This window comes from Oceanobacillus caeni (genome assembly GCF_019037185.1).
Taxonomy (GTDB): domain Bacteria; phylum Bacillota; class Bacilli; order Bacillales; family Amphibacillaceae; genus Oceanobacillus; species Oceanobacillus caeni.
Genome location: NZ_JAHHXM010000001.1, coordinates 47,593 through 62,592, shown reverse-complemented (window position 1 = coordinate 62,592; position 15,000 = coordinate 47,593). Strand labels below are relative to the sequence as shown.

11 protein-coding genes and 1 pseudogene are annotated in these 15,000 nt (G+C 37.7%); 11 read left to right on the top strand and 1 reads right to left on the bottom strand.

The window, feature by feature from the left end; translation table 11 throughout:
* Nucleotides 1–34 precede the first annotated feature (34 nt).
* The 11 genes from ilvC to opp4A all read left to right on the top strand — a co-directional run bounded on the left by ilvC (nucleotide 35) and on the right by opp4A (nucleotide 13,579).
* Nucleotides 35–1,069: a ketol-acid reductoisomerase gene (gene ilvC / locus KM885_RS00265; protein WP_216883376.1), complete on the top strand. Its 1,035-nt coding sequence runs from the start codon at nucleotides 35–37 to the stop codon at nucleotides 1,067–1,069.
* Nucleotides 1,056–2,600, top strand: coding sequence for a 2-isopropylmalate synthase (locus KM885_RS00260; protein ID WP_216883375.1), 1,545 nt, complete (start codon nucleotides 1,056–1,058; stop codon nucleotides 2,598–2,600). The genes ilvC and KM885_RS00260 overlap by 14 nt, the downstream gene beginning before the upstream one ends.
* A 421-nt stretch (nucleotides 2,601–3,021) precedes the next feature.
* Nucleotides 3,022–4,089 (top strand): 3-isopropylmalate dehydrogenase, encoded by a 1,068-nt coding sequence (gene leuB / locus KM885_RS00255; protein WP_216883374.1) that lies wholly within the window; start codon nucleotides 3,022–3,024, stop codon nucleotides 4,087–4,089.
* A gap of 134 nt (nucleotides 4,090–4,223) precedes the next feature.
* The gene (leuC, locus tag KM885_RS00250) at nucleotides 4,224–5,636 is read left to right on the top strand and encodes a 3-isopropylmalate dehydratase large subunit (protein WP_047184817.1); all 1,413 of its coding nucleotides are present in this window, start codon (nucleotides 4,224–4,226) and stop codon (nucleotides 5,634–5,636) included.
* 13 nt (nucleotides 5,637–5,649) lie between these two features.
* Complete coding sequence (gene leuD / locus KM885_RS00245) at nucleotides 5,650–6,237, top strand: 3-isopropylmalate dehydratase small subunit (RefSeq protein ID WP_047184816.1); 588 nt, start codon at nucleotides 5,650–5,652, stop codon at nucleotides 6,235–6,237.
* 116 nt (nucleotides 6,238–6,353) lie between these two features.
* A complete protein-coding gene (gene ilvA / locus KM885_RS00240) occupies nucleotides 6,354–7,316 on the top strand; it encodes a threonine ammonia-lyase (protein WP_225344034.1) in 963 nt (320 codons plus the stop codon).
* Nucleotides 7,317–7,644: 328 nt separating this feature from the next.
* A complete protein-coding gene (locus KM885_RS00235) occupies nucleotides 7,645–8,640 on the top strand; it encodes an ABC transporter ATP-binding protein (protein ID WP_047184814.1) in 996 nt (331 codons plus the stop codon).
* A gap of 3 nt (nucleotides 8,641–8,643) precedes the next feature.
* On the top strand, nucleotides 8,644–9,582 hold the full coding sequence (locus KM885_RS00230) for an ABC transporter ATP-binding protein (protein ID WP_047184813.1): 939 nt from the start codon (nucleotides 8,644–8,646) through the stop codon (nucleotides 9,580–9,582).
* Between the two features lie 245 nt (nucleotides 9,583–9,827).
* The gene (gene opp4B / locus KM885_RS00225; RefSeq protein ID WP_145523872.1) at nucleotides 9,828–10,790 is read left to right on the top strand and encodes an oligopeptide ABC transporter permease; all 963 of its coding nucleotides are present in this window, start codon (nucleotides 9,828–9,830) and stop codon (nucleotides 10,788–10,790) included.
* Nucleotides 10,791–10,815: 25 nt separating this feature from the next.
* Nucleotides 10,816–11,721, top strand: coding sequence for an ABC transporter permease (locus KM885_RS00220; RefSeq protein ID WP_060667586.1), 906 nt, complete (start codon nucleotides 10,816–10,818; stop codon nucleotides 11,719–11,721).
* A gap of 79 nt (nucleotides 11,722–11,800) precedes the next feature.
* Entirely contained in the window at nucleotides 11,801–13,579 is a 1,779-nt protein-coding gene (gene opp4A, locus KM885_RS00215; protein ID WP_244986857.1) for an oligopeptide ABC transporter substrate-binding protein, read from the top strand.
* Nucleotides 13,580–14,109: 530 nt separating this feature from the next.
* Here opp4A and KM885_RS00210 read toward each other — a convergent pair.
* A pseudogene (locus tag KM885_RS00210) lies at nucleotides 14,110–14,894 on the bottom strand (HAD family hydrolase).
* Between the last annotated feature and the right edge of the window lie 106 nt (nucleotides 14,895–15,000).

Genomic DNA, 15,000 nt, shown 5'->3' with positions numbered 1-15,000 from the left:
ACTAATTATTGAAATAGGAAAGGGAGAATAAATGATGACTAAAGTATTATATGAAAATGACATTAACAAAGAGGTATTACAAGGAAAGAAAGTTGCAATCGTAGGATATGGATCACAAGGTCATGCTCATGCACAAAATCTTCGTGATAGTGGTTATGAAGTTATTATCGGTCTACGTCCGGGGAAATCTCAAGCTAAGGCAAATGAAGATGGATTTGATGTTAAATCTGTAGCAGACGCAACAAAAGAAGCTGATGTTGTTATGATTCTTTTACCGGATGAAAACCAACAAAAAGTTTATGAAGAAAGCATTAAACCAAACCTAAAAGCAGGAAGTGCAATCGCATTTGCTCATGGATTCAACATTCATTTTAACCAAATTGTACCACCAGAAAACGTTGACGTGTTTATGGTAGCACCTAAAGGTCCAGGACATTTAGTAAGAAGAACTTATGAAGAAGGCGCAGGTGTTCCAGCACTATACGCTGTTTACCAAGATGTTACTGGCCAAGCAAAAGACGTTGCTTTAGCATATTCAGATGGAATTGGAGCTGCAAGAGCAGGTGTTCTAGAAACAACATTCCAGGAAGAAACGGAAACGGACTTATTCGGTGAGCAAGCTGTATTATGTGGAGGGCTTACTAGCTTGGTTAAAGCTGGTTTTGAAACACTAACAGAAGCTGGATATCAACCAGAAGTTGCTTATTTCGAATGTTTACATGAAATGAAACTAATTGTTGACTTGATGTACGAAGGCGGAATGGAAAATATGCGTTATTCCATCTCTGATACAGCTCAATGGGGTGATTTCGTATCAGGACCACGTGTAGTAAACGAAGAAACGAAAGCAAGAATGAAAGAAGTACTTTCTGATATTCAAACTGGTAAATTTGCTCAAGGTTGGATCTTGGAAAACCAAACTGGTCGTCCACAATTCAACGCAATAAATAACAATGAATACAAACACCCTATTACAAAAGTTGGTAAAGAACTACGCGCGCTAATGCCATTTGTAAATCCGCAAAATAAAGAAAACGAAAAGGAAGGGAAAGTTCATGTCACGAATTAAAATTTTCGATACAACGCTTCGGGACGGAGAACAATCACCAGGGGTAAACCTAAATAAATTAGAGAAACTTGAAATTGCTAAACAACTAGAACGATTAGGTGTAGATATTATGGAAGCAGGATTCCCTGCTTCCTCAGAAGGTGATTTTGAAGCAGTTAAATTAATCGCTGATACGATCAAAGATACGTCTGTAACAGGACTTTCTAGAACGGTTAAATCAGATATCGATACTGCTTGGGAAGCATTGAAAGGTGCTGCTGAACCAAGATTGCATCTTTTCCTTGCAACATCTCCAATTCATATGGAATACAAATTAAAAATGACTCCGGAGCAAGTAGTCGAACAATCTGTGAACATGGTTTCCTATGCGAGGAAAAGATTTCCACAAATCGAATGGTCTGCAGAGGATGCAACTCGCTCGGATTGGGACTTCTTAGCGAAAATTATTGAAAAAGTAATCAATGCTGGTGCAACTGTTATTAACCTACCAGATACGACAGGCTACACGACCCCAGCTGAATACGGAAAAATGTTTCGATATATGAGAGAAACAGTACCTAATATTCATAAAGTTGACCTTTCTTGTCACTGTCACAATGACTTAGGTATGGCAGTGGCGAACTCCATTTCAGCAGTTGAAAATGGAGTAACCCAGGTCGAAGGAACAATCAATGGTATTGGGGAACGTGCTGGTAATGTTGCGTTGGAAGAAGTGGCGATTGCTCTTAAGATAAGATCTGATTTTTATCCGTATGAGACTAGTCTAAAATTAAATGAAATTAAACGTTCTAGTGATTTGATTTCTAAATTAACAGGAATGCACGTACAAGCAAATAAAGCAGTTATCGGTAGAAATGCATATGCACATGAATCTGGAATTCACCAAGACGGCGTCTTAAAAAATCCGGAAACATACGAAATTATTACACCAGAATTAGTAGGGGTTAGCTCTAATACATTATTCCTTGGTAAACATTCTGGACGCCATGCGTTTAAAGATAAGGTGAAAGAATTTGGTATTGAATTAACGGATGAGCAAATTAAAGAAGCATTTAAACATTTCAAAAAGCTTACGGATCATAAAAAAGAAGTTACAGATGATGACATCTATACAATTGTAATGGAAATCAAGACAGATGCAGAAGGGGTTAATAAATATCAGTTAGAAACATTTCAAGTACATTATGGATCAACTGATATTCCAACTGCCACGGTATCCCTCAAGACTCCTGAAGGGGAATCTGTACAAACTGCTTGTACTGGAAAAGGTAGTGTGGAAGCATTATATAATACTCTTTCTTCATTAGTAAGTGAAGAACTAAAATTATTAGATTATCATATCAACTCTGTTGGTGGAGGTAAAGATGCTTTAGCTGAATCTCACGTTCAACTTTCCGTTAATGGGGAAGCAGTGAATGGTAGAGGTACTGCTCAAGACGTAATTGAAGCATCAGCCAATGCCTACTTAAATGCAGTAAATCGCTATATGATTAAACAACAATCTAAAAAACTAGCAGAGACAGTGAATTAATAATCTAACCACTCCATTAAGCGGGTGTTTGCCGATGAAACGCCACAAAAAAGTGGCGTTATCGGCATTTATAGAACAAAAGCGCAAGCGCCCGGTTAGGGACGTACGGACTGGACTGAGCCGCAGGAGATAAAGGAAACGCGGCGAACGGAGTGAGCCGATGTTGACTTTCACCACAAGGGTATAAGTGCGACTAAGCCTCTGGTTTCACCAATCGGCAAGTCTTCTTTATCGTACGGAGGTGAGGGAAGTCCGCTAGTCCCTGGGCGCTGGAGCTGGACGTGGCTAATCTTGTAAGAAAATTAAATACGTCAAAGTTTTATACTTTCTTATCTCATAAAGAAAGCCTCGCTAGTCTCTGGACGGTTGCTAGATTAATAAAACGGAGGCACGAGTGGATTAGTAGATTTAGGGGGACGTCATGAAAAAGCAAATTGTACTTCTTCCAGGGGATGGAATTGGGAGAGAAATCATGGAATCAGCAAAAGCAGTATTAGAAGCAATAGCAAAAAAATATAATCATGAATTTACTTTTGAAAAACATGCAATCGGTGGAGATGCTATTGATCAGCACGGTATTCCTCTTCCAGAAGAAACAGTTCAAGCATGTCAAAATGCAGACGCTATTCTATTGGGAGCTGTTGGTGGTCCGAAATGGGATACTGTCTCACCAAATATTCGTCCTGAAAAAGGTCTATTAGGAATAAGAAAAGCACTCGGTTTATTTGCTAACTTAAGACCAATCCTAGGATTTAAGGCATTACTTCATGCATCCCCTCTAAAACAGGAAATCATTGAAGGTAGTGACATCTTAATTATCCGTGAATTAACCGGCGGACTATATTTTGGTGAACCTCGTGAACGTAGAGATAACGGAAATAGTGCAGTAGATACACTTCTTTATACGAGGGAAGAAATTGAGAGAATTGTAGAAAAAGGCTTTGAGAGTGCAAGAATTCGTAATAAACATCTTACATCGGTTGATAAAGCTAACGTTTTAGAATCCAGTAGACTATGGCGAGAAATAGTGGAAGAAAAAGCAAAGGAATATCCTGACGTTCAAGTAGAACATTTATTAGTAGATGCAGCCGCTATGAAACTGATAACAAGTCCAAGTCAATTTGATGTTATTGTAACGGAAAATTTATTTGGAGATATCTTAAGTGATGAAGCATCAGTACTTACTGGATCATTAGGAATGTTACCTTCTGCAAGTGTTCGAACAGATGGAGTAGGATTATATGAACCAGTTCATGGATCGGCTCCGGATATTGCGGGAAAAGGAATAGCAAACCCATTAGGGATAATTCTTTCCGCATCTTTGATGTTAAGACATTCGTTTGGATTAGATGAGGAAGCAAAAGAAATCGAAAGTGCTGTGAATGCTTGTTTAGAAGAAGGATATCATACAGCTGATTTGGCAATTAAAAATGGTCATCAAGTGGGAACTATTGAGATGACAAATGCTGTATTAGAATACTTAAAATAAAATGTATAAAGTAATAAGAAAACATGGCCTTCTCTATTTGGTTAGGCGAAGGAAGGCCTTAGTTGCGCTTAACGCAGATGGAGGAGATTTTTATCTGCCAAGAGAAACGGTAAGTATGAATGGAGGCGAGATTTATGAGTAAACCAAAGACAGTCATTGAAAAGATCTGGGAAAAACACGTTGTTCATCAAGAAGAGGATAAACCAGATTTAATATATATCGACCAACATCTAGTACATGAAGTTACATCGCCACAGGCTTTTGAAGGGTTAAGATTAAATAATAGAAAAGTACGTAGACCAGATTTAACTTTTGCAACAATGGACCACAATGTACCGACAAAAAATAGAGATGTTGTAAAAGACGAGATTTCTAGAAAGCAAATGGAAACACTACGTAAGAATTGTGAAGACTTTGGTATTAAGTTGGCAGATATGTTTCATCCTGACCAAGGGATTGTTCACGTTATAGGTCCACAGCTTGGTTTAACACAGCCAGGTAAAACAATCGTTTGTGGAGATAGTCATACATCCACCCATGGAGCATTTGGAGCCCTTGCATTTGGTATTGGAACAAGTGAAGTAGAACACGTTCTTGCCACACAAACGTTGATGCAAGAAAAACCAAAAACGTTAAATGTACATGTTAAAGGCGATCTAGGTCCAGGCGTAACAGCGAAGGATTTAATCTTGGCTATTATTGCAAAATTTGGCGTAAAATTTGGTACAGGATATGTCATGGAATATACAGGTGAAGCGATTCGTAACCTTTCTATGGAAGGCCGTATGACTGTTTGTAATATGTCTATTGAAGGTGGAGCAAGAGCAGGTCTAATTAGTCCGGATGAAAAGACGGTAGAATACTTGAGAGGTAGAGAGTATGTTCCAAAAGGGGAAGCTTTCGATAAAAAAGCCGAAGAATGGTTAGCTCTAGCAACGGATGAAGATGCTGTTTACGACAAAACGGTTGTTATCAATGCAGAAGAAGTAGAGCCACAAGTTTCTTGGGGAACCAATCCAAGTATGTGTGTACCAATTAGTGGAACTACTCCAAGTTTAGAGAGTGTAAAAGAACATAAAGAAGATGTCAAACGTGCACTAGAGTATATGGGATTAGAGGAAAATCAACCAATCACTTCTATTGAAATCGATCATGTATTTATTGGTTCTTGTACCAACTCTAGATTAAGAGATTTGCAAAATGCTGCAGAAATTATTAAAGGTAAAAAAGTGAAAGATGGTATTAAAGCAATCGTTGTTCCAGGATCATTTACTGTGAAACTAGAAGCAGAAAAACTAGGTATTGATAAAATCTTTATTGATGCAGGTTTTGAATGGCGTGATTCAGGATGTAGTATGTGTTTAGGAATGAACGATGACATTGTTCCGGCAGGAGGACGTTGTGCATCAACTTCTAACCGAAACTTCGAAGGAAGGCAAGGTAATGGTGCTCGTACACATCTTGTAAGTCCTGAAATGGCAGCAGCTGCTGCAGTAGAAGGACATTTCGTTGATGTTCGTAAATTCAAATCTGGAGTATTGAGCTAGGGGGTAGTTAGCAATGGAAGCAATCAAAGAACATAAAGGATTGGTTTTTCCTTTAAATCGCACAAACGTTGATACAGACCAAATTATCCCGAAACAATTTTTAAAACGTATTGAAAGAACAGGTTTTGGTCAATTTGTATTTTATAACTGGCGTTTTGATGATAATGGGAATAAAAGAGAGGATTTCGCTCTAAATAAATCCCAATTTGCTGGAACGTCCGTCTTACTCGCGGGTGAGAATTTTGGTTGTGGTTCTTCTCGTGAACATGCACCTTGGGCATTACTTGATTTCGGGTTTAAAGTAATCATTGCACCAAGCTTTGCGGATATTTTTTATAACAATGCTTTGAAAAATGGCATAATTTTGATTAAAATGGAAGAGAGCCAAATTACAGAATGGATGAAAGAAGCAGAAAACGGTGCTTTTTATCTATCGATTGATTTGGAAAAACAAGAAATTCAGGATGACGAAGGAAATGCCGTACATTTTGATATCCCTTCTTATCATAAAGAAAAATTGATCAATGGATGGGATGACATTGCTTTAACTTTATTGAATGAAGATAAAATTAAAGCATACGAAGAAGCAACACAAGCATAGGTTTTAAAAGAACGTTAGACCATACTTTATGAAATATAATTCATCTAAAAACTAAGGAGTGTGACTTAATTGGGGATTGCCTAAAAGGTGAGTTAGTCCACAACGCCTGGAAGCGTTTGGGGCATATTGTTCACCGTACACCACTATTAACATCAGCAACAACAGATAATTTATTAGGAAAGCATGTTTATTTTAAAATGGAAAACCAACAAAAAACTGGTGCATTTAAGTTCCGTGGAGCAAGTTATAAGCTTATGCAATTGAAAAAATCCCAGTTAAGAAAGGGAGTTATCACTGCTTCAGCAGGAAATCATGCACAGGGTGTAGCTCTTGCTGCTAGAAAATTAGGAGCAAAAGCAACTATATTTATGCCTGAGGGAACTCCATTAGCAAAAGTAAATGCTACTAGAAATTATGGGGCTGATGTCGTACTTACTGGAGAGAGTTTTCAAGAAGCATATAAGGCTTCTGTTGAGCATCAAAAGGAACTTGGAGCTACTTATGTTCATCCGTTTGACGATTATGATGTCATGACTGGTCAAGGAACGATGGTTATGGAAATGCTTCGTCAAGAGGATCGAATAGATACCATTCTCGTGCCAATTGGCGGAGGGGGTTTAATAAGTGGCGTTGCCGTTGCCGCAAAACACGTGAATAGAAATATTAAGGTGATCGGTGTACAAGCGAGCGGTGCACCTGCTATTTTTCAAAGTTATCACAGTAATTCGGTGAAAAAGTTAAATACAGTATCAACCATTGCTGACGGGATAGCTGTTAAAGAACCTGGTGAATTAACACTGCCGATTATTAGAAATTATGTAGATGATGTCGTAACCGTAACGGATGAAGAAATAGCATCGGCAATAGTCTATATGCTTGAACGAAACAAGACATTAATGGAAGGTGCTGGAGCAGCTGCATTAGCCGCTTTGTTTGCCCATAATGATAAGATACATTCCAGGCATTGTGGAGTAATTGTAAGTGGCGGGAATTTGGATATCGGTAAGATGGCCAAGATTCAAGAACTTGCAAATCAATCACACCCAATGGAAACCAAGAAGACCTCCATTGCATTATGAAAGAGATAAAGGGCTTGTTATCCTTTTTAAAGGGTAGTAGGCTCTTTTTTGCGCTCTTCATGTTTTATTTTAGGTAAAATGTGGAACAATAAGAACCCTATCCTGATTGCTTAATCAAAAATATTTACATATACTGTTAATGATTTAGATCGATAAGTTTTCCTAACACCTATTGTGGGAATGGTTAAGTACCTTTTAAAAATTTATCCTACCTAAACGGGTAGTAAGACTCCCACCTCAAGCTTTAGGGGAAACAAAGCTAGACGGGGGATGAAGGAGAACTCCCACTGTTGGAAGTCTTCTTTATCAAAGATGCTGGAGGGATTCCATGAGTAATAAATTACTTGAAATTAAGAACTTAAAAACATCTTTTTATATAAATGATGGGTACTATGCAGCTGTAGATGATGTTACATTGACGGTAAATAAAAATGAAATATTAGGTATTGTTGGAGAATCTGGTTCAGGAAAAAGCGCTCTAGCATTTTCTGTTATGGGTTTACATACTCGAGCAAAAATGGAAGGAAATATATTTTTTAATGGGAAAGATATTGTAAACGTTTCAAAGTCAGAATTAAATAAAATGCGCGGAAATGAAATGGCGATGATTTTCCAAGATCCCCTTACTGCGTTAAATCCCCTAATGGAAATAGGTGCACAAATTAGTGAAACTTTCATTTTGCATAGACCAACCATGACCAGAAGAGAACGTAAAGATCGAGTAATTGAGCTTCTAAAGATGGTCGGGATTCCCCGCCCTGAATATGTTTTTAGTCAGTTTCCACATGAATTATCGGGCGGCATGAGGCAGCGTGTTATGATTGCAATTGCTATTGCCAATCAACCGAAATTATTGATTGCGGATGAACCGACAACAGCCCTTGATGTAACGATACAAGCACAAATTCTTGATTTGATTCGGGAATTAAAAGCGACAATCGAATCGGGAGTTATTTTGATAACCCATGACTTAGGTGTTGTTGCTGAAATGGCAGATAGGGTTGCTGTTGTGTATGCAGGGCAAATTGTAGAAATAGCGAATGTATACACCCTGTTTAAGAAGCCATTACACCCATATACGAGATCCTTACTTCATTCGGTACCTGCGGATGGTCAAGATAAATTGCATGTTATACATGGAATTGTACCATCGTTAAAACATCTGCCAAGAGAAGGTTGTCGATTCGCCCACCGAATACCTTGGATGGATGCTAGCGATCATGAAGAAAATCCGATTTTGCATGAAGTAGAACCTGGCCACTATGTACGCTGTACTTGCTATAAGAATTTTTCCTTACAAGAAGATGAATCCAAGGAGGCATAAGACATGGCGATACTAGAGGTAAAGGATTTAAAGATTTATTTTCCGATAAAGGCTGGATTATTAAATCGAACGGTAGATCATATTAAGGCAGTTGACGGAGTCTCTTTTCAAATAGAGCAAGGAAAAACGTATGGGTTGGTTGGAGAGTCTGGTTCAGGTAAATCTACAATAGGTAGAGGAATTATTGGCTTGGAGAAGATAACTTCAGGTAAAGTGTACTTCAATGGAGTAGATATTACGAGCAAGAATGGAAAAGAAATACGAAAGAACTTACAGATGATTTTCCAAGATCCCTATTCATCTTTAAATCCGAGAAAAAGAATCTTGGATATTATCGCTGAACCATTAAGAAATTTTGAAAGGTTAACGAAAAAGGAAGAAATAAAGCGGATAGAAGAGTTGTTAGAATTAGTAGGTTTATCAAAAGAAAGTATGATGAAATATCCCCATCAATTTTCAGGTGGTCAACGACAAAGAATTGGTATAGCCAGGGCAATCGCGTTAAAGCCAAAATTAATTATTGCTGATGAACCTGTTTCCGCACTTGACGTGTCCGTTCAAGCTCAGGTTTTAAATTTTATGCAAGATATTCAAAAGGAATTGGGACTAACTTATCTTTTTATTAGTCATGATTTAGGAATTGTAAAGCATTTTTGTGACGAAATTTCCATTATGTATAAAGGCAGGTATGTGGAACAAGGAACAAAAGAAGAAATATTTAATCATCCGCAACACATTTATACGAAAAGATTATTATCCGCTATACCTGATATGAATCCTAGTAACCGAGATAAACAATTCCGAATTCGAAAAAAGGTACAGCAAGAATTTGATCAACGATACCATGATTATTTTGATAGTGAGGGATTAGCGTACAGTTTGAAGCCTATTTCCGAAACCCATCTGGTTGCTCTACAAGAGGATGTTCAAAAAGTCCGGTGAAAATGACACTTCGCATTTCTTCGTTGGCTCACTTTTCGGATACTCACGTATTAATTGCATACGTTCCGTTCCTAAAAGCTTCGCCGCCTCGAACTGCGACGCACAGGACGTGCTAGTGTCGGCGTTGCAACAAATCTTTACGGTGGGGCGAGTAATCGGAGCCCCAGGACGTTGCGCACTTAGCCGACCTCGGTCCTTTTCATCCTCCTTTTTGAACACACTCTGTAATAGAAAGGTTGATTTAAATGTGGAAATTTATTGTACGAAGGTTAGTAATTACTTTTCCTCAATTAATTTTACTGAGTGTACTTATTTTTTTGCTTGCACAAGCTATGCCAGGTGATGCTCTTACCGGTCTTGTTGATCCGAATATAGATCCAGCAACTATTGACGAGCAAAGGGAAAAATTAGGTTTAAATAAGCCATGGTATGAAAAATACATAGAATGGGTTGGTGGAGTATTTCAAGGTGACTTAGGTCAATCCTTCCGTTATAAAATACCAGTTACAGATTTAATAGAGGAACGAATCGTGAATACATTTTGGTTATCTGTTGCGACATTGATTTTTACGTATATGATTGCTGTTCCACTTGGTATGATAAGTGGTCGCTACAATGATACTATTCTTGATTCTTCTATTACCGGATATACTTATATCGGATTTGCTACTCCATTATTTATATTTGCATTGGTCATGTTATGGATTTTTGGATATCATCTTCAATGGTTCCCTACTGGTGGAAGCGTTGCACCTGAATTAAAGCCAGGAACTTTGGAATATGTTCTCAGTAGAATCCAGCATCTTCTGTTACCGGCACTTTCCATCGCTCTTATTCAGACAGTATCAACAGTTCAATATTTACGAAGTGAAATAGTAGATACGAAACAAAAAGATTTTATTATCACAGCAAGGGCAAAAGGTGCTTCTGAATCTAGAGTTTATAACAGACACATATTAAGAAATTCATTGTTACCAATTGCTGCTTTTTTCGGCTATGAAATTACGACGTTGATAACTGGAACTATCTTTATAGAGCAAATTTTTAGTTTTCCTGGTATGGGACAGTTATTTATTGAATCGGTATTACAACGGGATTTTAGTGTGGTAAATGCGGTTGTCCTTTTATTTGGTGCAGCAGCAATAGTAGGCGCATTGCTTTCCGATATTATTCTAAGTATTGTTGACCCGCGTATACGGATTAAGTAGGGACTTAGATCTATGGGGTGATTTAATGGAATTAGGAAAAAAGGAAACGCAAAGTCAACAAAATACAGAAAATAACCCAACCGGTCTAAAAATACTTTGGAGCGAGTTAAGGAGAGATAAACTTGCCCTTTTCTCTCTCATTCTGTTAATTGTAATCGTTGTATTTGTATATGGGATTTCTTTTGTGATGAATCAGGATGAAATTGCTAAAGTAGATTTATTTTCTATTCACAAACCTCCATCAAAGGAATTTATTTTAGGTACGGATTATGGTGGAAGAGATGTTTTCGGACAGTTGATTATTGGTACACGGAATTCACTCTCCATTGGGTTTCTTGTGACATTTTTAAGTGGTGTTATTGGAGTAGCATTTGGTTTGGTTGCTGGATATTTTGGTGGCCATATTGACAATATTCTTATGCGTGTATTAGACTTCTTCCAAGTATTACCGTTTATTATGCTAGTAATCGTATTTGTTTCAATTGTTCCAAACTATACAATTATCGCTTTTTCTTTAATTTTTACCGCGTTCAGTTGGATGGGGGTAGCTAGGTTAATTAGATCCAAGGCATTGCAAGAAAAGGAATTGGATTATGTACAAGCATCCAAAACATTAGGCACATCCCATTTTAAAATTATATTTAGAGAGGTGATGCCGAATATTAGTTCCTTAATTATTGTTACGATGACGTTAAATTTGGCGTCCAATATTGGTTTAGAATCTGGCCTTTCTTTTTTAGGCTTTGGCTTTCCAGAAAGTACACCTAGCCTTGGGACACTTTTAAGTTATGCCACTAATCCACAAACACTAGAGCATCGATGGTGGATTTGGTTTCCTGCTGCAGTGATGATCTTAGTATTAATGCTTGCGGTTAGAAACGTTGGTGAAGCTTTACGGCGTGCAACAGATGCAAGACAAAGGAGAGGGTAGCAATTCCTTATTGAGATCTACACCAAAGTTTAGCGTTTGTAATTAAAGGACTGATAAAACATAAAAGGAGGTTATTTAGTTGAGAACGACACACGTTAGTAAATGGCTTCTAGCCCTCATGTTTTTTATGTTTTTAGTATTGGCTGCATGTGGTAATGGTTCAGGGGACGCCATATATTCTATAGAAGACTTCTCTGAAAACGCATCAACAGAAGGTGAAGCTATCGATGGTGGTACGTTGAATTATGGTTTAGTGACAGATACAACTTTTGAGGGAACGTTAAACTATAATTTTTATTCTGGATCATTTGATAATGAAATTATTAAATGGTTCGATGAATCACTGCTTTCGGTTGATAAAAACCATAAGTATACCCAAGATGGCGCAGCGACATTTGAAGTAAGTGAGGATCATCGTACGTTTACTTTTACCATTCGTGATCATGTCAATTGGCATGATGGTGAGCCGGTTAAGGCAGAGGATTGGGCGTATGCAATCGAAGTAATTGGACATCCAGATTATGATGGACCGCGCTATGACTCCTCCTTTAGAAATATAGAAGGTATGGAAGAATACCATAATGGAGAGGTAGATTCGATTTCAGGTCTTGAGGTAGTGGATGCAAAGACTTTGAAAATTACATATATAGAGGGTACGCCATCACTGTTAGCCGGAGGTATTTGGCCATATGCGTTACCAAAACATATTTTTGAAGATATCCCTGTAGCAGATATGTCTGCATCAGATGCAGTTCGTAAAAATCCAATAGGCTTTGGTCCATTTAAAGTGGAAGGTATTGTTCCAGGGGAATCTGTAAGTATGACAGCTAATGAAGATTATTGGCAAGGACCTCCTAAATTGGATGGGGTGACAGTAAAAGTAGTCAATCCACAAACGATCGTTCAGGCACTGAAGTCTGGGGACGTAGACACGGTTGATAGTTTCCCGACTGATCAATATGCAGATGTTGAAACGGAACTTACGAATGTAGAGTTTTTAGGAACTGTTGATATGTCTTACAGTTACATCGGATTTAAGTTAGGGACTTGGGATAAGAAAGCGCAAGAAGTAAAACCAAATCCAGATGCAAAAATGGCAGATGTAAACTTACGTCGTGCAATGTGGTATGCAGTCGATAATGAAGCGGTAGCTAAACAGTTTTATAATGGACTTAGATGGAATGCTAATACGCTAATTCCGCCTTCTCATCCTGATTATCATGACTCATCGATTGAGGCTCCAACCTATGATCCAGAAAAGGCTAAGCAAATTTTAGATGAAGCCGGATACTTGGATACGAACAATGATGGAATGCGTGAAAATCCAGATGGAGAAGAATTAATCATCAACTTCGCTTCTATGTCTGGTGGAGGAGATATTGCTGAACCGCTAACCAATTACTATATTCAAGCTTGGAAAGAGGTTGGATTAAACGTACAACTATTAGATGGTCGTTTAATTGAGCTTAATAGCTTTTATGACAAAATTGGACAAAACGGAGACGATGCCCCAGAAGTTGATATGTACCAAGGTGCTTGGAGTGTTGCAACAGATGTAGACCCATCTAGTTTATATGGACGCCAGGCAATTTTTAACTTCTCGCGATACGCTAGTGAAGAAAATGACCGTCTTTTGGAAGAAGGTACATCGGAAAAAGCATTTGATCCGGAATATCGCAAAAAAGTGTACAGTGAGTGGCAACAACTAATGGTAGATAAAATTCCTGTATTCCCAACGCTTTACCGCTCTAAACTGGTACCAATTAACAAACGTGTCGTGAACTATTCGATTGGAGCTGACTTTATGGGATTACACGAAGTTGGTGTAACTCAAGAAAAAACGTTTAAAGCGGAATAACGTATGGTGGAAGTTCGTTGATATGGGAAAATCTTCAAAAAGCGATAGCATACCAAATCACTGGGTGGTATGCTATTTCTATTGTTTAGCAGTAGTTTATTCATGATATTGAATGAGTGACCATTTAGTAAGAAATCTAAGTGAAAGGGTCACTCATAAGTCCGATGAGAGCCCGTTTGGAGTAGAAAACAAAGAGAAAGGTCACTCATAAATCCGATGAGAGCCCGTTTAAAGTAGGGAACAAAGAGAAAGGTCACTCATAAATCCGATGAGAGCCCGTTTGAAGTGGGGAACAAAGAGAAAGGTCACTCATAAGTCCAATGAGAGCCCGTTTGGAGTAGAAAATAGAAAGAACGGTCACTCATAAATCGTTGAGTAACCATTCTAGATACAAATCTTAGAATCGTCTTTCATAAGAAGAAATCGCAAACCTTTGGGAACATGATGAGACATTTGAGATAAGAGCGTTTCATTAGCGAAGAGAGAAAAGAAAGCAAAGCCTCCACCTTGGCTTTGCTTTCTTTTAAGAATTAATGTACTAAACCTAATTTTTTTAAACCATTAAATATACCGTCTTCTGTAACGGAAGTAGTTTTATGCTTGGCAAATTGGAATAGATTCGGGTTTGCATTTCCCATGGCAAATCCTTCTCCGACAAATTGAAGCATTTCTTTATCATTCATTCCGTCCCCAAAAGCAATGGTTTCATCAGCAGTAATATTTAATCGCTCTAATGTCTTTTTAATAGCTTCTCCTTTATTAACATTCGTACGAAGAACATCGTAGGTATCATTTAAATTATTGACTTTAACTTCAGCAAGCACAATACTAGGATCAAATTGATAAAGTGCCTTTTCATTTTCTTTGACGTTCATGATGGTTATTCCTAGTATTTGATCCGCCACATCAGATGTATAATTTTCGATGTGTTTCATTTGAAAGGTTTCACTAAAATAACGGGAAGAAGGGCTATCCACGTTTGCAAAATAACTCTTCTTATTCGTATACATAACAAATTCATGTTGTTTCTCTTTGGATATAGCTACCATTTTTTTACTAATTCTTCACTCATTGTTTCATCTACAACGGTTTCATTATTATAAATGGCAAGTGCCCCATTATAGCCGATAAAAGAATCGATATTCAACGATGTTGCTAGTTCTTTAATTTCATGAATAGGTCTACCAGTCGCAAGAAATACTTCTATTCCTTTGTTTTTTAGTTGTTGAATCGCATCTTTTGTTTTTTCTGAATACGAATGGTCTGGTCTTAAAATTGTTCCATCAATATCTAAAAATAACGCTTTAAAAGACATATTTATCTCCTTTTAAGATTGATTTTATCCCACCTAAACGGGTAGTAAGACCCCACTGATGGAAGTCTTCTTTATGTAAATGTAGATTGGATTATCTATTATTATA

What these genes read in the sequence shown, in the direction of transcription:
- leuC (WP_047184817.1), top strand. Translation starts at nt 4,224, where the DNA reads ATGAGTAAACCAAAGACAGTCATTGAAAAGATCTGGGAAAAACACGTT.
- KM885_RS00235 (WP_047184814.1), top strand. Translation starts at nt 7,645, where the DNA reads ATGAGTAATAAATTACTTGAAATTAAGAACTTAAAAACATCTTTTTAT.
- KM885_RS00260 (WP_216883375.1), top strand. Translation starts at nt 1,056, where the DNA reads ATGTCACGAATTAAAATTTTCGATACAACGCTTCGGGACGGAGAACAA.
- leuB (WP_216883374.1), top strand. Translation starts at nt 3,022, where the DNA reads ATGAAAAAGCAAATTGTACTTCTTCCAGGGGATGGAATTGGGAGAGAA.
- leuD (WP_047184816.1), top strand. Translation starts at nt 5,650, where the DNA reads ATGGAAGCAATCAAAGAACATAAAGGATTGGTTTTTCCTTTAAATCGC.
- opp4B (WP_145523872.1), top strand. Translation starts at nt 9,828, where the DNA reads ATGTGGAAATTTATTGTACGAAGGTTAGTAATTACTTTTCCTCAATTA.
- ilvC (WP_216883376.1), top strand. Translation starts at nt 35, where the DNA reads ATGACTAAAGTATTATATGAAAATGACATTAACAAAGAGGTATTACAA.
- KM885_RS00230 (WP_047184813.1), top strand. Translation starts at nt 8,644, where the DNA reads ATGGCGATACTAGAGGTAAAGGATTTAAAGATTTATTTTCCGATAAAG.
- KM885_RS00220 (WP_060667586.1), top strand. Translation starts at nt 10,816, where the DNA reads ATGGAATTAGGAAAAAAGGAAACGCAAAGTCAACAAAATACAGAAAAT.